The organism is Aliivibrio sp. 1S175, from assembly GCF_001690985.1.
GTDB lineage: Bacteria > Pseudomonadota > Gammaproteobacteria > Enterobacterales > Vibrionaceae > Aliivibrio.
Genome location: NZ_MAJS01000079.1, coordinates 130,659 through 150,755, shown reverse-complemented (window position 1 = coordinate 150,755; position 20,097 = coordinate 130,659). Strand labels below are relative to the sequence as shown.

The following is a 20,097-nucleotide window of genomic DNA, read 5'->3' as shown; positions in this document are numbered from 1 at the left end:
TAACGATTATTCGTCAGGAAACCACTCTTGTAATAAATCACGCGATCGCTCCAATTCTTCTTGCCATGTATCCACGCCAACCACCGTTGGTTTTAACAGAATAACTAATTCTGTTTTTTGAGTTAACTTACTAACATTACGAAATAGGTGACCTAATGCTGGTAAATCCCCTAAAAATGGAACCTTTGACACTTGATCAACGGTTTGTGATTTCATCAAACCACCAATAACAACTACATCGCCACTTTTTGCTCGGATCACCGAATCGGATTCACGAATTGAGCTTTTTGCTAATGGTAATTGAAGTACCCCACCAACATCACCAAGGTCAATTTCTTTAATTTCATTTTCAACATCAATAACCGATGGGTGTACATGCAACATTACATTGCCTTTGTCATCAATTTGAGGTGTCACATCCAATGAAATACCAGAGAAGAATGGCGTTAAGGTGACTTCTGGGGATGCATTTGAATTATCACCACTACCAGTGACGCTTGATACCTCTGTTACAAAGTATTCATCTCGTCCAACTTTGATCACGGCTTTTTGATTATTCGCAGCCGTGACTCGAGGGCTTGAAAGTACATTCAAGTCACCCTGAGTATCCATAAAACTCAAGACTGCATCAAAATTACCATCCGTAATTTTAATGTTGGTTTGTCCGCCTAAGAGAGTACCAATCGTATCCATGCCAGGTAAAATACCATTAGTCAGACCTGACGTTTGACCAAAAGTAATATCCGTTCCGCCAATTGACGCGCTTAGGTTCGACCAATTAATACCCTGTTGGTAACCGTCACTTAATGTGACTTCTAATAGCTTAGCTTCCAAGATAACTTGTCGTTGTAATCGCTTATGAGACGTCCCTAAAAACTGTTTTACTTTTCGCAATTCATCGGGTGATGCCGTAATCGTAATCACACTCGCTTGTGGAGAAGCCACCACACTTCGACCCTCACCATTGCCTATCATTACAGAAACCGCTTTTTCTAACTCTTTCCAAAAATCACTTTCACTGATGGTTTCAATTTCAGTGCCACCCGTTGCTGTAGATGAAGAGCTATTCGTTGAATTAGAGCTATTATCAGAGTTTGAATTACTGTCTGAATTTGTAATCGACCCTGTAGTTATTGTTGTTAATGAGCGCCCTTTACGAGTTAATTGTAAATAATCAATCGGGAGCGTCTCCGTTCGGATCGTCGCAGGGTAAATTTGTAATATTTTCCCTGATTTTATAATTTCGTAGCCATAAAGATCTTCGACTGATGATAAAACGTCATCCAATGTGACATCATTAACATTCATAGTAATTCGCCCTGAAACCGCAGGATGTATTACCACGCTATATTCAGTGCCTTTCACTAAACTAGTAAAGAAAGCCTTAGCATTCACATTATTAGCTTTTACTCTAAAGCGCTTAACTGGCTCTTCAATCTCAATTTTTTGAACGCTAAAATCAGGCATGAGATCAGCTTGAACAGACGTAGGGAGATCAGTTAATAACCCTCCTCCATTTTCATTAATTGATTTATCTAAGGTCTGTTTAATTTCAACAGGATCACGATGGCCCATTGAGCAACCACTTAGCGACGCGACCATGAATCCAATGATGACATTACGTACTTTCATTACTGCAAACCTTAATTCTTAATATCTTGAGAAAATAGAGAAAGTTTCCATTGCTTACCAGAACGACCAATCGAAACGCTTTCTTCGTTAATAGCTAACAAGGTATAACCAGATATTTTATCGCCTTTCTTCATCGGCTTATCGTCTAACACGGCATTACAGTCAAATTGACCATTACAACTAATCGCTTGTAAAGACGGAAAGTATTGATGTTTCTTTACTGATTTTTTCTTAACAATTTCTGGCTTTAACCAACTTAATGGTTCCGTAGGATCATGTCCTACTGTTGTATCAGAGGCAAAAATCGACGTTGAAAACAACACGAAAATTAAAAACACATTCTTCATATTAACCGCCAATAAATCCTTTACTAGACCCGAGTGTATATATCTCAATAGTCAATTCAGCTACGGGGTAATTGGTTACTGTATAATTGAAATTTCGCCAGTAATATTTCACTGGTAACTCTTCTAAATTAGAAAGATAGGCTTCTATATCAAAATACTTTCCTGACAATATTAATTTCACAGGATGGATGTAATAGCCTGCATTATTATTTTCATCTAATAACCTTTCTGAAGGCAAAGTACTCATAGAGATAAGCTTAAGCTTTGATGATTGCTGCAACACCGTTTCTAGTAGTTGAGCCATTTGACTAGGCGAGACCAACGCTGCAATTCTAGTTGATAACAATTGCGCCAGATCTTGACTGTCCAAAGTCAACGCTTGATATTGTTTATCTATCTCAACATTTGGATCTTTTTGTAATCTAAATTGAGCTAATTCTATCTGCTGTTTTAATGAATTAATTGAATTCGTTAAACGGGTAACATCTCGCTGTGCTTTTTGATGCTCTGCTATTTTAGGTTCAATAATTACGGTCAATGACACAAAAATCACCGCTACCCATCCAACAAGAGTAATCAGTATTTTTTCGCGCTGTGATAATGCAGAGAATGCCTCTTTGGCTTTAATCCAATATTCCATTACTTACCCTCTGCTGTCTTAGTATTTAAAATAAATGACACCAGACCATTTTCATCCGTTTTAATCTCTAATTGATCAAATGTTCGACCAACTAAATGCAATTCATTTTCAAAACTTTTAACCCAATTAGGTACGACATCAGGAGAGCGAGCAAAACCGGTAAAACTAACATTGTCACCAGAGATATGAATTTTAGTGAGCGATATATTCCCTTTTCCTAACTGAGTTAAACTGCTCATTATTCCCGAATAGCCGATCTGCATACCATCATCAAAATTATCAATCACTTTTAATGATGCTTTTTTAGATTGAACATCCTCTTTCAAGCGTTTAATTGCGGCTAATTTTGCAGCCGAAGGCTTATGACTCTCGAGCCTTTGATTTAAGGTTACAAGATCGTGTTGATAACGATTATCTTCAGAGGATAATTGAGCAATATTCTCATTTAATTGGCTTAACTGATATTGGTAATACCCAACAAAAGCACTCGCTAGCAGAAGACCAACTCCCCAACTAATGACTATATTTTGTAAGGAAAAGTAGTTAATTTGCGGTTTAAATTTATCACTGTATAAATTAACGCTTGGTTGATGAAACAATCCAAGCCAACCCAGTAATTCACCCGCTCGAAAGACTCTAGGCTCATCCAGTAATAGTGGTGCAACTTGAACGCCAAGTCGTTTCTTCAGCTCTGAGACTAAAAGAACATCATCCTCATCATCACATCGAACATATAAATGGTTTATATTAAGACCATGCAATTGTGCACTTAAATAATCCAGTGAACGTTGTAACTCTAACGCTAAGGTATCAAACTGAAAACTATCCGCTAAATCACCAGTCAACGGAGGCATAATTCCACGTAAAGAACGATTAAGCTGTAAGTTCTCACCATTAAAAGCCAATAATTTAAATTCTGCAGCTTTACTGTAAGTAAGTAGCATGAAGCTACCTTCATCTTTCTTAGAGTGACCCCATACTAATTCATCAGGAGTAATACTTCCTATCTCGATTGACAAAGGAAGTAATAAATCCACCAATGTTTTGATCATCGAAAATGGGGAAATATAGACTTGCATTTTTCCATTAGAAGTTTCTACGCCATCAGCCACAATATCAGTCACACGATCTGAAATAAGATCTTTAACTAAAAATGGTAATGCTCCAGCTAGCTCTTCTTTTGGTATGTTCGGGGAATCAATCTGGAAGGATTGGTATAGATGAGAACCGACCACAATATTTGCTTTGCAATCAGATAGACCCATTTGATTGCACGCTTCAACAATCCCTTCTTTCCATTCATTTGGGCGATCTATTGGTGTGAAGTGTTGTTCTTTAAGTTCATCTTCATTATCACTTTTGGTGATATAAATACCACCTTGTTGTATCACAATAGATGTCGTAATTTTCACTGAACGAGAGAGTTTCAGTTTCTTAAATGCACCCATAATATTCATTTACTGCTCATCTCTCATCTCTTACTTTATTAACAATCCTCTCCAAAAGAGGTACGCCGTAAACAATAATACAACATTCTGTTCTTTACCGGTATGGGATTATCTATTAAATGAGATACACCTTACTTACTCCAACGGTTTCTTCTCTTAGGGATCGATATTTTTTCTTGACGATTAAATAAAGCCGTTTCTGCCTCAAACATTCGCCCCTGAACACCCCCTACCCCTAATTCTTTTAATAATTTCAATTCTTTTTTGTTTTCAACACCAACAGCGAGAACTTCGGCTCCTGTGTTTTCACATGCACCTAAAAGGCTACGTACAAATAATTGATTTTCATAACGTTGGTGAATATCTTTCATTAAACTACGATGAAGCTTAATGTAATCAACATTTAAATCTTTAATGTAATGCGTACTTACTATTGTTCTTCCCGCCTGCTCTACTACCAATTGACAACCAAAACTTTTTAGTAATTTGGCTATTGGCCTAACAGCATCTAAATACGTGACGACTTGCCCCTCAACTAATTCAAAGCTAAGTCGCTTAAGCTGATATCTAGGTGTTTGTAATAAGCGATTTTTTAACTGTCGAATAAACCCTGAATTTTGCAGGCTCTTAACCTGTAGATGCACTGAAAACATATGCTCAGAAAAATCAGGATCACTTAATAACGGAAATACCTGTTTTAGTACTGCACTGTCTAGTTTTATTTGATAACCCACTTGCTTAATTGCAGGTAAGAAACGAGAAGCCTTTATTTGCACTCCATTTTCATCTCTAATGCGTGAGAATATTTCTAAATGAAGCGGGGCTAATTCACTCCCTTTAAATAAAAACATCGGTTGTTTATAAAGTAATAATTGTTCTTGTTCAAAAATAGCGTCAAATAATGTTCTCCAACGTACACTACCTAAACTTTCAGTAAGTTGTTGCTGTTTTTTAAACAACGACCAACTATTGTTGTTCTGTAGCAGAGCACTGCGATGAGCCATGTCTAACTCATCCATTAATCGTCCTCGTCGCTCTCCATTAACATACATACTCACGCCAATATGGCACCAGTTGTCATTATCTAAATACTTCGGGGGTGTTATTTTATCTATTATTTTTAAACATTGAGCCGCTATTATTTTCGCTTCTTTTAATGATTGCTGAGGAATAAGCAAAGCAAAATCAGAATGATAATAACGAGAAAGAACACTATCACTGTAGCGTTGGATAAGATTATTTAATTGTTTTCCAATCTCAACAATTAACTCATCACTCACCGCTTTGCCTTTTGCTTCAACCAACTCCTCCCAACCATTAATTCTTAGCAGTAAAAGAACGCCTTGGCTTTGTGATTCTTGTAGCGTTGATTCTAATTTACTGTCAAACAATACACGATTAGCCGAACCAGTTAGCTTATCTAAAAAAGTATGTGTACGTATGAATGTATCAAAACGACTTCTTTCTTTACGTGCATCTTTCAATTCTGAAATAATTGAATCTAAAGCTAAACTCGCTGTTGCTGGCCACTCTTCTTCACTACCTACTGAATAATCATCCAATCTCCCAGCGAGTAGCATTCGTCCGCGTTCTTCTAATAATTCAGAACCATACAGTTGTTTTCTTAACCAAACCACACCCCATAACAATGAAACGATGATGACCGCAATCGCTGATGTAATTGAAAACAATGCACCTAAAGAGTATGTAAAAGCACTATAAGGAGGGATCGATTTAAACGTAATTGAATAACCTTTGTTTATTTGAAGAGGCAATGTCTTTTGGTATAACAGGTTATCATCAGGCATTATCGACGATGTTTGAAATGAATAAACAAGCCCGGAAGGAGAGGATAACTCCATACTAACGACACTGCTCGCTTTTAATAATTTAGGTAACCACTTTCCCATTGATTCCGCTTCTTCTGGATGCAGCAGATCTTCATCAACAACATTAACTATCCCTGTAAGATAATGCTCAAGGTACTCATTACCTATCTGTTTAAAAGAAATTGCACCACCAATCAACAAGACAAATATAGCGGCAGAAACCATTAAAGTAACGAATGAAATAAGGCGATTACTTAAACGTAAGCTCGGTGTTTTTCTCATCAAACTCTTCTTTCCTTGAAGAAAATAGATTGTAAATCATCGCACAATCTTAAATATAAAATTTAGAACCATCTCTAAATACGCATTAGATATAATACAAATATTTCCTCATATCTCGATACAACGCCCTCAGTTAGCAACGGTATTTACATCAAGATATATATAAAAAAACCTCGATAATTCGAGGTTTCTTTTATAAATATAACGCTTTAACCTTTAAAAAAGGCAAGATCTAGAACGGAATGTCGTCATCAAAATCCATTGGCGGTTCATTATATTGAGGTTGAGGTGCTTGTGGCGCTTGTTGTTGCGGTGCTTGTTGCTGTTGCGGTGCAAAGTTATTTTGCTGCGCAGGTTGTTGAGGTTGACCCCAATTACCTTGTTGCTGCTGTTGCTGTTGTTGACCACCAGCAGGAGCACCTTGACTACGGCCACCAAGCATTTGCATTACACCATTGAAGCCTTGAACAACCACTTCTGTTGTAAAACGATCTTGACCACTTTGGTCTTGCCATTTACGAGTTTGAAGTTGACCTTCAACGTAAACTTGAGAACCTTTACGTAGGTATTCACCCGCAACTTCAGCTAACTTGCCAAACAGTGACACACGGTGCCATTCTGTTTTTTCACGTTGTTCGCCGGTTGCTTTGTCACGCCATGATTCAGACGTTGCAATTGTAATGTTCGCTACCGCACCGCCACTTGGCATGTAACGGATTTCAGGATCTTGCCCTAAGTTACCAACAAGAATAACTTTATTAATACCACGGCTGGCCATAGTTTGCTCCAGAGATTAGAGGTGAGCGTTCGTCTCACCTAATTTATAGAAATTAACACTCAGTCTAACACGTTCATCGTTATTCCTGATAGCCCAAACTTGGTATCCTCTCCATTACATCCTAAAATAGAATGAGCTTTGTTGTACACCTCACGAGTTACCTCTTTAAAAAATACAAACAAGTCATATAAATGAGATATCATCTGCATGTAATGTCATTTTTTTGACACCAATTTAACGTAACGTATCTTTGTGTCCCATATAATCCTGAAACTAACCTAAAGTACTTGGAGTAATATGAAACAACAAAATCTACAAGTGATGAATAACAGCTATCGCACTTTAATAAAAGTATTTGATTTTATTGCAATAAATATGATTCTTACTTTCATACTTTCATTCCATGGCTTTACAGAAACTGCAATAGACCTGTCTGCAGGCTTATTGTTTTCAACTGTCTACCTACTTATCAGTGAGTATTTAGGGTTATATGTCATTGACACAAAAAAAAATCTCGTAACATACCTTTTAAAGTCAATCGTATCTCTAAGCCTCGCTGTTGCTATTTATTCAATGCTTAAGTTACGACTTCTAGGTCTAGACGGGATAGAAATAAATAACTTATCTCCTAGTATTTACTTTCAATTGTATCTTCTTACGTTCGTTATTCTTTCTCTCGCTCGTATGCTGTTCCTATTTTTATATCAAGCCCTTGTCTTTCCTAATATTAAGATCAGAAATATCGCTATTATCGGATTAACGCCCGCAGGTCTTTCTATTGAAAAAGCACTCATAGAAAAATATAAAAAACAGAAGATAAACATCGAATTTTATGATGACCGTTCAAATGAACGTTTCAGCTATGTCGCCAAAAGCCCATATATTGGAACTGTATCTGTCGTTATAGATAAAGTTAAAACGGGTGCAATTGATGATGTCTACATTGCCCTTCCTATGGTGGCAAAAGACAGAATTAAAGACGCAATACTTCAATTATCTAACTCTACCGTTGATGCTTATATTGTTCCTGATTTATACACTTATAAACTAAGCGTCTCGCAGATAGCTCGAATTGGTAACGTTCATACATTTAGTATATTTAGTTCACCCTTTGAAGGCTTAGGAGCACTAACAAAACGCATAGAAGATATTGTTATTGGATCTCTCATTACCTTATTAATTTTACCTGTACTTTGTGTCGTCGCTTTAGGCGTAAAGCTGAGTTCACCTGGCCCCATTCTATTTAAACAAGATCGTTACGGTTTAGGCGGGAAAAAAATTAAAGTATGGAAATTCCGTTCGATGAAAGTAATGGAAAACTCAGAAATCGTAACTCAAGCGACAAAAAATGATCCACGAGTCACCCGTTTTGGTAATTTTATTCGTCGTACCTCATTAGATGAACTTCCTCAATTTATTAATGTATTACAAGGAAGTATGTCTATTGTAGGACCTAGGCCCCATGCCGTTGCCCACAATGAGGAATACCGAGTCTTAGTCGATAATTATATGGTAAGGCATAAAATTAAACCTGGGATCACAGGATTAGCTCAAATAAATGGGTATCGTGGGGAGACTGATACTTTAGATAAAATGGAAAAACGAGTTGAGTATGATATTAAATATCTACAAAACTGGACACTACCCTTGGATATTAAAATTATATTCCTAACCGTATTTAAAGGTTTTGTAAGTGATACTGCATACTAAATCTATACTCATATCTAACCTAATATTGATCTGTTTACTTTTACAGAGTCATTCTGCTTACGCCGATTTAACGCCAAAGCCTCATATTGGTCCTGCAGGTATTGAGTTTCAAAGCAATGTAGGTATTGACTATGGTTATGATGACAATGTGAATTTTCAATCTGAAAAAAAAACGAATATTGAATCTGATTTTTTCAATGTAAAACCTTTCATTCAATTAGAAGGGGTTCGCGGCGCAGATGTTTATACGCTTCAATATTCTGGTGATTATCGGCAATACCAAGAACAAGAAAAAAGTACCTCTGATAATTACGATGACCACACAATAAGATTTATCGGTGCTTGGAAGAAAGGCGTTAATAATGACCTTTTATTTACAATAGAAAATACGTTAGGTCACGAAAATAGAGGTGAAGGTCTTACCGATGGTTTAACAGCTGACCAATTTCAAACCTACGGTATTGATGACGTACTAAAAACAAATATGTTTAATACTGAATTTAGGTACAGCATCGATAAACAAGACAGCATAGGAAAATTAAGCTTTGCTGCCCAATATAAAGAACTTCGTTATGATGATCGAAACAGCAATGATTTCCATGTAAATAACTTCAACCAGTATATAAAAGATCAAAACTGGGATCAGAAAACATTTACCATCGAGCTATTTAATCAAGCCTCAAGCCGTACTCGATTTCGTTACTCAATCATAAGTAACTTACGTGATTACAAAGAAGATGAGCAGAAAAATACGAATGAAACCTTTTTTGTCGCAGGAATAAAAACCCAACAGACAGGAAAAACCACGATTGATGCCAATATCGCATGGTTGTACAAAACCTTTCCGAATCAATCCGATGCTCAAGATTTTGGAGGGTTAAATTGGGATATTGATGTAGCTTGGAGCCCAGTAAGACACTCCACCTTTCACTTATTTACAGACCAAAGTGTAGAAGACCCAACAGAAGTCGGGGGATACGTTTTAAATACCAAATATGGGACACGTTGGGTACATTTTTGGTGGTCTAATAGGCTTTCAAGTGAACTCGGCTTTAATTACGAAATAAGTGAAGATAAAGAACAAAATGATGGTAAAAAAACGACGACAACAGATGCGACAGCAAAATTAATATATAAATTTAGACCGTCAATTATATTAGAACTAAGCTATCAACAGTTGATTAATGACTCAGATAAAGAATTCGATGATTTCACAATTAACGATTCAGCAGAGACAATAATCCAAACATTAGGCTACGATAAGTCCATTATTATGTTTACAACTAAGGTACAAATTTAGATGAAATTTCTCTTTATATCTTTTTTCTTATTCATCTCTGTCCCCTCTCACGCCTATGCATCAGATGCACCGTTAACCACTAATACAGAAAACCAAACATCAGAGAACATGATACCAAAAGATAAATTAGGTTATGTCTTAGGTGCAGGGGATAGTATTAACATATCTGTATTTAAAGAAAAAGAAATGAGTGTGCGTTTAAAAATCCACCAAGGTGGATTTGTTAATTTTCCTTATATTGGTGATATTCAACTCATAGGAAGAACACCAGCGCAAGTTGAAAAAGAAATTGAACTCAAGCTCGAAGATGGTTACATAGTTAAACCACTCGTTACCGTTAGTATAGAAGAGTTTAGGAAATTCTTTATCAGTGGCGAAGTTGCCAATCCTAATGGTTATGAATTTCAACCAGGTTTAACGATAGAACAAGCAATTGCTATGGCCGGAGGTTTTACTGATAGGTCAGATAGAGACGGTATAAATATTCGTTTAGCTGCAACAAATGAATTAATTGAAGATGTGGGTCCAACCTATCCTGTAGGTCCGGGTGATGTAGTTATTATTGAACAGAGTTTTTTCTAAATTATGGCACAATCAATTATAGAAAATGGAAAAACACTAGAAAGTACAATCGACTTTTCTAAGCTTACAAAAGACCTTAGAAAATATCGACTGCGCATCCTGTTTGTGGTGCTTGGCGTCACTTTAGTTGCCTTTCCATTAATTTATTCAATAACGCCTGAATATTCTGCAACTGCAACGCTCGTATTAAAGGCAAAATCGGATAACTCAACACCGATAGATCAAGTAGAAGACTTTGACGCAACTCAAGCAGAATACTATCCAACTCAAACTGAAATAATACAATCCAAGCAAGTGATAGCTTCTGTCGTCCGAAGGTTAGATCTACAAAACGACCCATTATTTTCAATAAAAGAGAAAAATAAATCAATCTCAGAAGAAGAACATATTCAACAAATAGCAACAATAATCAGTAAAAAGCTTTCCGTCTCTCCAGTTCGATTTAGCCAACTGGTTAACATCTCTTATGAGTCAACGTCACCTAAAATGTCAGCTGAAGTAGCAAATGCCGTGGTTGAAGCTTATATTCAATTAGAAGAAGAGCGTAAAGTAGAAAAAACCAAGCAAGCTCAAGGCTGGAATGCAATTCGCATGAAAGAGCTAAAAAAACAAATCAAACAACAAAAAGCAAATATAGATAAATTCCTTAGCGAAAATGGCCTATTAACCTACCAAGGAATTGATGGTTTTGAAACGGAGCAATTAGCATTAGTTAATGACCGCCTAGCCACAGCGAAAGAAAAAAGAATCGCCGCCAAAGCCAATTATAATACAGTCAGTGAAGCACTTGGTTATCCTCTTAATGACGTTGCTACTTTACCTTCTATTTCTAACCACGCTCAACTGCAAGATTTACGTATCGCTCTTATTCAAGCAAAGCGTAGTTTATTTGATCTACAAAAAAAATATGGTCCTAAAAATCCACTGATTTTAGAAGCAAACGCTCAAATTAATGCTATCGAATTGCAAACTACTTCGCTATTAAAAGAGCTTAAAACCGGATTATATAAAGAATACCAAGCGTCAATCGAACGTGAGAATAAATACAAAACCTTACTCAATGAACAAAAAAAGAACTTTACAAAATTAGCAGCAAAAAAAGACACTTATAATACAATGAAGGCGGATTTAGATAAGACGCAAGAGTTGTATGAAAAAATATTTTCGCGCAGTAAGGAGCAAGAATTAACCGCCCAGTATCGAGAACCAACAGCGACGTTATTAAACCCTGCAACCATACCAAACAAGCCAAACAAACCAAATAAACCTTTATTTATCATTATGGTTTTCATGATGACACTTATACTTAATATATTGTTTATTATAATAAAGTCCGCGTTAAATAAATCAATAAACAATATAACACAACTAAAGACTCGTTTAGGTTTAGCTCCTATAGGGGAATTACGTCCATTCAATTATATTGAAGACCTACCTCTATTTTCAAAAGGATTTTTTGCTAACCCTTACTCTGGCGAAACGGTTCATTCTATTAGAACAAGTATTTTATTAGATGAAAAATCTTGGCCTACGATTGGGCTACTATCCACGGATTCTAATGAAAGTAATGAGTTAAGTAGCTACCTTCTCGCTCACTCTTTATCGCAAGACCGTTCAACATTATTAATAGATTTGGACTTTAGAAAAGAAATATCTTTAACGGAAGATATATTAATGGCACAGCCTTCAGAAGATGATCTAAGCTCATCAAAAGTAGAGAACGACGTCGCTGAAGTGTTACCTACATTAACCGTTATGGGAATGGCTGAAGTTCTTGAACAAAATCATCCTCTCAATGACTGCATTATCCGATTAGACGATAATTTATCACTCTTACCGCGTGGAACATTAACCTCTACTCCATTACTGACTTTATCTTCTCCAGCTCTTGAGCTAAAACTGAAAGAAGTAAGTCAACAATTTGAACAAATTATTGTTCATTTACCTGCTCTCTCAGAAAGTAAAGACACACAGTTAATTGCTCGTTACTTATCAGGGGTTATTTATACCATTAAAGCAGGCACATTAAGCGCAAATAGTATTCTAACCAACATAGAGAAGATCACTCAACAGCAAACCCCGATCATTGGCGCGATATTAAACCATGTCGCTGATGATGAATTAGAAACAAAAGAAGCTCAGCAACAACTAACACACCAATACGACGATTTATTAAGTTAGGTTTACGGATGAGCTTACTTAAAAGTATTTCAACTATTGCTGGTGCATCGATTCTTTCTCAAGTAATCGGGGCTATCTCTATTTGGCTAATTTCCCATAAATACGATATGGCACAAGTGGGAACTTATGCTTTGGTATACAGCATTGTTTTAATTGGGGCACAAGTTTGTACCTTTGCTTCTCAATTACTTTTACCCAAACAAAGTGAAGAAAAAGTAACTCAAAATATTATTTTTTCATTATTGCAAAGCCTAATTCTCGCTCTGCCTTATGGTTTTGTGATGACTCAGTTTTTTGAATTAAATGGCATTTTGCTTTATGTTCTAACGCTTTCTCATGCTTGGATTTTAGTTTCTGAAAACTTGCTACTTAGAGTCGAAAACATTCGTCTCTTGGCATTCCAGCGGATTTCGATTTCTTTACTCGTTATTGCTGCTGTATTTTTCACTCCAACCACAGAGCAATTTTATCTAAGCTGGGCTACTGGACTGTTTCTTCTTATCTCTGCTTGGCTATTCCATTCTATTTCTATTTCAAAGATCCGTCTTTCTCATTTCTCTCTCGTAAACAATCTGCAATTTATGAAAGACAATCGCATTCACCTTAGTGGAATAGGAAGTGCTGAAGTTTTAGCGATGGCAAACAACAATCTACCAACGCTCTTAATTAACTTTTGGTTTTCACCATTAATCGCGGGGTATTTTGCCGTAGTAAATCGTTTCTGTTTAGCCCCCGTAACGATTGTGGGTAATGCCGTTAGAAACTCTATATTCTCTAAATGGTCTATTGATTTTCGTCATAATACATTTAACTTTCAAGAGTTTAAAAAAGTTCGCTTGATGTTGTTAATTCTAGGACTTATCGCCACGTCAGGCGTACTCATCTTCTATCCATTAGTCATGCAATTTGGTTTTAGTGATGAATGGTTAAACTCAGTTCCCATGTCTCGTTATATGTTGCCTTATTTATTCCCAGCACTTGCTATATGCCCTCTGACTGTGATTGAACTGGTTTTTGGTTCACCAAAATATTTCCTTCGCATTCAAATTGAACAGTTGTTTGTCATTACGATCGCTTTTGTCGTATTTCCTTATTTTCATAGCGATTATGCTTATTCTGTTCTTTTATTTTCAATTCTATCATTTGTTCGTTACAGCTTTATTTACAGAAAAGTAAACCAAAGAGCACATCGATTAGCACAGGAAAATAAAAAATCATGACGTTAAATACTGGTTTATTTCTACAGTTATATGCAGTTATCAGCCTTGTGCTTTGTGGTATTACTCAATATTTTACAGGTATTTCAGCCGTTTTATGGTTGCCCTTCTTGCTCGCCTTTACGATGACAGGATTACTCTTTTTACAAACTCGATATACTCCTCTCGATCTTGATCATAAAGAAATTATTATACTTCTCTTGTTCATTGGTTTTTTCACTCAAGCCGTGATTAGTACTTTTCTACAAAATGGGGTAACTATCACCATAGTCGGCTTAAAAAATGAGCTAGCTCTCTCTTTAATCCTATTTTGTTTGTTATTACGATTTTGCCGAGAGTCTCAGATATATCGAGTGACAAAAACGCTTTACTGGATCTTTTACGCTCAATTCCCTGTTGTCTTATTTCAAATCTTGGTCATTTTACCTAAGCGAGTCGCGGCTCATGGTGAATTTGAAAAGTGGGACTCCGTCGTTGGGACTTTTGGTGGGGATCCTATGGGAGGGGGAAATACTGCAGCAATGGGGCTTTTTTGTTTACTGATCATGTTACTTAAACTCTCTGAGTATAAACATGGTTTATGTACAATAAAATCCACCATCTTACACATTGGAGCCGCCTTTACTCTTTGTATCGTAGGTGAAGTGAAATTTGTTATTTTAGTATCTCCTATCTTACTCGCTTATGTATGGCTCGCACCTAGCTACATAAAAGGCATGAAAAGCTACGATATTAAAATTATTTTAGCCATCATCACTGGCATGTTTTTCCTTATCGCTATTGCCATATTATTACTCTCTCTTTCTTATTCATCGGCTTTTGGGAGTGATCCAAGCCAAAGTCCATTAGATATTTTCATTGGCTCACTAGAGTATATTTTCGACCCTCACTACATTATGCCATCTGGCGAATTAGGCCGAATGACGACCATTTTTTTCTGGTTAGAAAATAATGATCTTTATGGATTACCAAGTATGTTATTTGGTTATGGCTTAAACACAACAAATCACGGCAGTGCTGTTTCTCCTGGTTTTTTGAACCTCATTTTTAATGTCATTATTGATTCTACCGCCCTCAGTGTTCTTTTATGGGAATTAGGTATCATTGGGACATTATTTTTCATTTCAATGACAATGTATATTCTCAAGGTCTGCAAACCGGCCCCTCTATTTCACCGAGATGGCCTAACACAAGAAGACATAAGATTAATGAGTTACCCTCCGGCATTTAATGCCTTTGCAATTGCTTGTTTATTAAGTCTTCCATACAGTCAAATTTTGATGCTAGTTCCCATGCTTCAATTTCTTTTTTACCTATCATTAGGTTCAAGCCTAGTGATCCGAAAATCCCTAATTACGGCGGCAGCGAATCATGACTAGCTCTCCTTTTATTTCAGTCATTATCAAAACCTATAATGAAGAAGATGGCATCGCAAAAACCATCACCAGTATTCAACAGCACATGGGGAAATACCCTCATAAAATTATTGTTGCCGATAGCTTATCAACTGATGCAACTCAAACCATTGCATCAGAAATGGGGGTTACTGTTGTCTCCCTAACTAATCCGCAAGAACGTTGTTGCGGTGTTGGCCACCAATTAGGTTACTTACACAGTGAGGGAGATTTCTTATTGTTACTTGATGGTGATATGGAGCTAGAGCCTGGCTTCATTGAACATGGGGTTTCGTTTTTAATTGATAACCCTGACTATGCAGGCGTTGCTGGCGTTGTCGAAATGGATGATGTTGATAGCTATGAATTTAAGTCTCGCAAACAACGTATAAATCAGATTTATCCATTGGGAGATTGCTCCCACTTAGGCGGTGGTGGCTTATATCGAAAAAGTGCCATTGATGAAATTGGTTATTTAACTAATCGCAATTTACATGCTTATGAAGAGTCTGAATTAGGTATGCGCTTAACCTTAGCGGGGTATAAGCTCCATCGTTTAGATGTTCCTTATTTCTCTCACACTTCATATACGATGTCTTCATTCGCATTAATGAAACACCGATGGAAAGGTGGGTATCTATTTGCTTCAGGTGAACTACTTAAAGGTTCATTTGGCACTCCTCTGTTCAAAAAAGCATTAAATACCATCAAAAACGAAGCTATTTTCACTCTTTATTTAATACTGCTGATAAGTACTTTATTTACCCTGAACACAACTCTAATCATTAGTGTAACGTTACCTTTATTGGCATTTATTGTGTTAAAAACAATTAAAAACAGGTCAATAAAAGCGGCACTGCACAGCGTATTTAATTTATCCATTTTCTCTGCGGGCTTAATTAGAGGGCTATTTTTACCCCTTAACGATCCGAAACAGCCCCCACAACATAAAATTATTAACGAGGGTAAAAAATGAAAGTTCTATTAGTTAATAAATTTTTCTTTATGAAAGGTGGCGCTGAAACCGTTTATTTTCAAGAACGAGACATGCTGCTTTCTGAAGGGGTCGAGATCGTTGAGTTCTCGATGAAACATGAGAAAAACATAGATTCAAAATACGCAGATTTTTTTGTAGACAATGTCGACTACTATCAAGAACAAACCATTAAAAATAAAATTGATACGGCTGTTAACTTTATTCATAACTCCCAAGCATGTGAGAAATTCAAAGCTCTGTTGAAACAAGAAAATCCTGATTTGGTGCACTTTCATAATATTTATCATCAACTCACTCCTTCCATCATTAAAGTGGCGAAACAATTTGGTTGTAAAACAGTGCTTACTGCTCACGACACAAAAATAGCCTGCCCAAGCTACACAATGTATCGTGATGGACACACCTGTGAAGCCTGTGTTCATGGTTCTGTTTGGAATGCGACGAAATACCGTTGCCAAGAAGGATCGTTAATCAAAAGTGTTTTATTGTCAGTGGAAGCACTCTATCAACAAGTCAGTAAAAACTATCAACAACTTGATGCTATCGTATCTCCAAGTCGTTTTTTAGGGCGATTCATTCAAGAAAAACTACCAAACAACCGAGTAGACGTAATCGTTAATGGTATTGATGAGAATGTATCTTTAGAAGGGACAACAGATAAAGGTTACTTTCTTTATTTAGGTAGACTAAGCCAAGAGAAAGGCGTTCCAACTCTCGCTAAAGCGCACCAATTAATGACCCAAAAATCAGGATTAAAAATTGTTGGCGATGGTCCTGTTTTTAACCAATTAAAAGAAAGCTACCCAACAGTTGATTTACTTGGTTTTAAAAGTGGAAACGAATTACTAACCCTCATAAAAGAAGCAAAAGCGATTATCGTTCCATCAGAGTGTTATGAAAACTGTTCAATGTCTGTGATTGAAGCCATGTCTTACGGTAAACCTGTTATTGGTTCTAAAATTGGTGGAATACCCGAACAAATTAGAGATGGTATTGATGGCTATTTATTTGAAGCTGGCAATGCTACAGCGCTTGCTGAGAAATTAGATTCATTAATAGAAAACCCAGAGGCAACCAATGAAATGGGCAAAAATTCAAGAGCGCGCTTCCTGAGTAAGTACACACTGACAAAACATAAAACTGATTTATTAAATTTATATCAAGCGCTTTTAAAAGGATAACAAGATGACAAATAATATTACCGTTATTGGTACTCGTGGGATCCCAAATGTTCTTGGTGGTGTAGAGACACACTGCCAGCACCTATATCCTGAAATCCATAAACTGTTTCATAATAATATTTGTGTAATAGCTCGATCTCCTTATGTTGATTATAAAATATCAAGTTACCAAGGCGTAACAACAAAAACCGTTTGGGCGCCAAAGAAGAAATCTTTGGAAGCAATTATTCACTCAACCTTAGCCTCTTTTTCAACACTGTTCGATAAATCAGACATTGTTCATGTCCATGCTATTGGTCCGGGTCTTGTTGTTCCTTTATTGCGGGTATTAGGGAAAAAAGTCATTTTTACTCATCATGGCCCTGACTATGACCGTCAAAAATGGGGCGCTTTTGCAAAGAAAATCTTACTATTAGGTGAAAAGTTAGCAGTTACTTACGCCTCTGAAGTCATTGTAATATCAGAAGTTATCAATGATATTATCAAAGACAAGTACCATCGTCATGATGCACACCTTATTTATAATGGCGTAAAACTACCAAAACCATTAACTCAAGATAAAATAGGGAATGCACTATCCGAATATTCTCTCACCGCAAACAATTATTTTGTCGCTGTTGGTCGCTTAGTGGAAGAAAAAGGATTTCATGATTTAGTTAACGCTTATGAAAAGGCTAACCTATCCATTCCTTTAGTTATCATGGGCGATACAGATCACCCTACGCCTTACAGCGAAAAACTAAAAGAACAAGCGAGTAAAGTCGATGGCGTCATTATGACGGGTTTCTTGAAAGGAGAGCAATTACAAGCCCTCTTCTCTCAAGCAAAAGTGTTTGTAATGCCTTCATATCATGAAGGTTTACCTATTGCCTTATTAGAAGCGATGTCTTATTCATTACCTACTATTGTAAGTAATATTCCTGCTAACTTAGAGGTTAAACTCTCATCCGAAAGTTACTTCCCTGTTGGTAACATTGAAGCGTTAACCTCAAAACTGTCACAACATGCGGAAATGAATAGTGAAAAAGTGAATTATAGTCACTATCTTGATTATTATGATTGGGAAAAAATAGCGAAACAAACCATGTCTGTTTATAACCAAACTGCTTTAGAAAAGAGCTAATTAATAATGAATAAAAAACAACAACGTTTAATCGCTCAGTTCTATGCATCTCTTGATGAAACAACAACAAGTGAACTCACGAGTGAGCAACAAAAATCGATAGAACGAGCAATCATAGCAACAGGACTTGGCTCGAATAATAAAGTCGATATTCGAAAAAGCATTTCTATATTCAATAAACGTTACTTCTTCGTTTTCTTGCTAGGTCGTGATTTTAGACAACAATTAAGAAATGAGTCTCCTTTTGCTGTCTTTATAATGACATTGCTAATAGCACTAGGTGTACTGAGCCTATTTTCTCTAGCGGTTGTTACTTTATATTTAATAAAATCAGCACTCGGGATCGACATATTTCCTAATTTTTCATTCGGAATTTGGGATTGGTTTAAAGAACTGATACATATAGCATAATTAATAATGATATCGAACGCCCTTTTCATCTAAAACGCTTCATTTCAGTTTACTTAATCGCTAAACTGCACTCATAACAATAATGCTCACAGATGAGTTTTTACTAATTTTAATCTTGTTTTCTAGGACCTCGTAATGATCAAAAAATGTCTTTTCCCTGCCGCAGGCTACGGCACTCGTTTTTTACCAGCAACTAAATCTATGCCAAAAGAAATGATGCCAATAGTAAATAAACCTCTAATTGAATACGGTGTAGAAGAAGCGATCAATGCTGGCATGGATGGTATCTGTGTAGTAACAGGTCGCGGTAAGCATTCATTAATGGATCATTTCGATAAAAACTACGAACTAGAGCACCAAATCAGTGGCACAAATAAAGAAGAATTACTTGAAGACGTTCGTGAACTGATCGACGCCGCTCACTTTACTTACATTCGCCAACGTGAAATGAAAGGTTTAGGCCATGCTATTCTTACTGGCCGTGAGCTTGTAGGTGACGAACCATTTGCAGTCGTACTTGCTGATGACTTGTGCGTTAATGAAGAGCAAGGTGTTCTTTCACAAATGGTTGCTCTTTATAAGCAATTCCGTTGCTCTATCGTTGCCGTTGAAGAAGTGCCAGATAACGAAACTCACAAGTACGGCGTTATTGCGGGTGAAATGATCAAAGACGATTTATATCGTGTAGACAACATGGTTGAAAAACCAGAGCCAGGCACTGCGCCAAGCAACCTTGCAATTATTGGTCGCTATATCTTAACGCCTGATATTTTTGAAATTCTAGAAACAACAGAACCAGGTAAAGGTGGTGAAATCCAAATTACGGATGCACTGCTAAAACAAGCTCAATCTGGTTGTGTTCTAGCGTATAAATTCAAAGGTAAGCGTTTTGACTGTGGTAGTGTTGAGGGTTACATCGAAGCAACCAACTACTGCTATGAAAATGTTTATTTAAAAGATAAAAAATCAGCAGAACTAGCAAAACAAAAAACAGGTAAAAAATAATATACTTCTGCTTATTAACCATCTAAATGCCTTGTAATTG

The 20,097-nt window shown here is 36.6% G+C and carries 17 protein-coding genes; 11 read left to right on the top strand and 6 right to left on the bottom strand.

Annotation, left to right across the window (positions count from 1 at the left end; all coding sequences use genetic code 11):
• Positions 1-6: 6 nt before the first annotated feature.
• The 6 genes from mshL to A6E06_RS15810 form a co-directional block, all read right to left on the bottom strand.
• Complete coding sequence (mshL, locus tag A6E06_RS15835) at positions 7-1,632, bottom strand: pilus (MSHA type) biogenesis protein MshL (RefSeq protein ID WP_065594134.1); 1,626 nt, start codon at positions 1,630-1,632, stop codon at positions 7-9.
• An 11-nt stretch (positions 1,633-1,643) separates the two neighbouring features.
• Positions 1,644-1,979 carry a type IV pilus, mannose-sensitive hemagglutinin D (MSHK) gene (locus A6E06_RS15830; RefSeq protein WP_065594135.1) on the bottom strand — a complete coding sequence of 112 codons (336 nt, stop codon included), beginning with the start codon at positions 1,977-1,979 and terminating at the stop codon, positions 1,644-1,646.
• Between the two features lies 1 nt (position 1,980).
• Complete coding sequence (gspM, locus tag A6E06_RS15825) at positions 1,981-2,619, bottom strand: type II secretion system protein GspM (protein ID WP_065594136.1); 639 nt, start codon at positions 2,617-2,619, stop codon at positions 1,981-1,983.
• Positions 2,619-4,076, bottom strand: a complete 1,458-nt coding sequence (locus A6E06_RS15820; RefSeq protein ID WP_065594137.1) for an MSHA biogenesis protein MshI — start codon at positions 4,074-4,076, stop codon at positions 2,619-2,621. Before A6E06_RS15820 ends, gspM begins: the two co-directional genes overlap by 1 nt.
• A 122-nt stretch (positions 4,077-4,198) precedes the next feature.
• The gene (gene csrD / locus A6E06_RS15815; RefSeq protein WP_065594138.1) at positions 4,199-6,178 is read right to left on the bottom strand and encodes an RNase E specificity factor CsrD; all 1,980 of its coding nucleotides are present in this window, start codon (positions 6,176-6,178) and stop codon (positions 4,199-4,201) included.
• 232 nt (positions 6,179-6,410) lie between these two features.
• Complete coding sequence (locus tag A6E06_RS15810; RefSeq protein ID WP_065594139.1) at positions 6,411-6,956, bottom strand: single-stranded DNA-binding protein; 546 nt, start codon at positions 6,954-6,956, stop codon at positions 6,411-6,413.
• A 297-nt stretch (positions 6,957-7,253) separates the two neighbouring features.
• Between A6E06_RS15810 and A6E06_RS15805 the strand changes: the two genes are divergently transcribed.
• From A6E06_RS15805 to galU, 11 genes are all read left to right on the top strand, one after another.
• Positions 7,254-8,666, top strand: a complete 1,413-nt coding sequence (locus tag A6E06_RS15805) for an undecaprenyl-phosphate glucose phosphotransferase (RefSeq protein ID WP_065594140.1) — start codon at positions 7,254-7,256, stop codon at positions 8,664-8,666.
• Positions 8,650-9,966: an outer membrane beta-barrel protein gene (locus tag A6E06_RS15800; RefSeq protein ID WP_065594141.1), complete on the top strand. Its 1,317-nt coding sequence runs from the start codon at positions 8,650-8,652 to the stop codon at positions 9,964-9,966. The genes A6E06_RS15805 and A6E06_RS15800 overlap by 17 nt, the downstream gene beginning before the upstream one ends.
• Positions 9,967-10,548, top strand: a complete 582-nt coding sequence (locus A6E06_RS15795) for a polysaccharide biosynthesis/export family protein (protein WP_065594142.1) — start codon at positions 9,967-9,969, stop codon at positions 10,546-10,548.
• Positions 10,549-10,551: 3 nt separating this feature from the next.
• Positions 10,552-12,729: an exopolysaccharide transport family protein gene (locus A6E06_RS15790; RefSeq protein ID WP_065594143.1), complete on the top strand. Its 2,178-nt coding sequence runs from the start codon at positions 10,552-10,554 to the stop codon at positions 12,727-12,729.
• An 8-nt stretch (positions 12,730-12,737) separates the two neighbouring features.
• Positions 12,738-13,949: a lipopolysaccharide biosynthesis protein gene (locus A6E06_RS15785; protein WP_065594144.1), complete on the top strand. Its 1,212-nt coding sequence runs from the start codon at positions 12,738-12,740 to the stop codon at positions 13,947-13,949.
• Positions 13,946-15,325, top strand: coding sequence for a capsular biosynthesis protein (locus A6E06_RS15780; protein ID WP_065594145.1), 1,380 nt, complete (start codon positions 13,946-13,948; stop codon positions 15,323-15,325). The genes A6E06_RS15785 and A6E06_RS15780 overlap by 4 nt, the downstream gene beginning before the upstream one ends.
• On the top strand, positions 15,318-16,316 hold the full coding sequence (locus A6E06_RS15775; RefSeq protein ID WP_065594146.1) for a glycosyltransferase family 2 protein: 999 nt from the start codon (positions 15,318-15,320) through the stop codon (positions 16,314-16,316). Before A6E06_RS15780 ends, A6E06_RS15775 begins: the two co-directional genes overlap by 8 nt.
• Positions 16,313-17,518, top strand: a complete 1,206-nt coding sequence (locus A6E06_RS15770) for a glycosyltransferase family 4 protein (protein WP_065594147.1) — start codon at positions 16,313-16,315, stop codon at positions 17,516-17,518. The genes A6E06_RS15775 and A6E06_RS15770 overlap by 4 nt, the downstream gene beginning before the upstream one ends.
• A 4-nt stretch (positions 17,519-17,522) precedes the next feature.
• Positions 17,523-18,641, top strand: coding sequence for a glycosyltransferase family 4 protein (locus tag A6E06_RS15765; RefSeq protein WP_065594148.1), 1,119 nt, complete (start codon positions 17,523-17,525; stop codon positions 18,639-18,641).
• A 3-nt stretch (positions 18,642-18,644) separates the two neighbouring features.
• The gene (locus A6E06_RS15760; protein ID WP_083190358.1) at positions 18,645-19,052 is read left to right on the top strand and encodes a hypothetical protein; all 408 of its coding nucleotides are present in this window, start codon (positions 18,645-18,647) and stop codon (positions 19,050-19,052) included.
• A gap of 135 nt (positions 19,053-19,187) precedes the next feature.
• Positions 19,188-20,057 (top strand): UTP--glucose-1-phosphate uridylyltransferase GalU, encoded by an 870-nt coding sequence (gene galU, locus A6E06_RS15755; protein WP_065594150.1) that lies wholly within the window; start codon positions 19,188-19,190, stop codon positions 20,055-20,057.
• Positions 20,058-20,097: the final 40 nt, after the last annotated feature.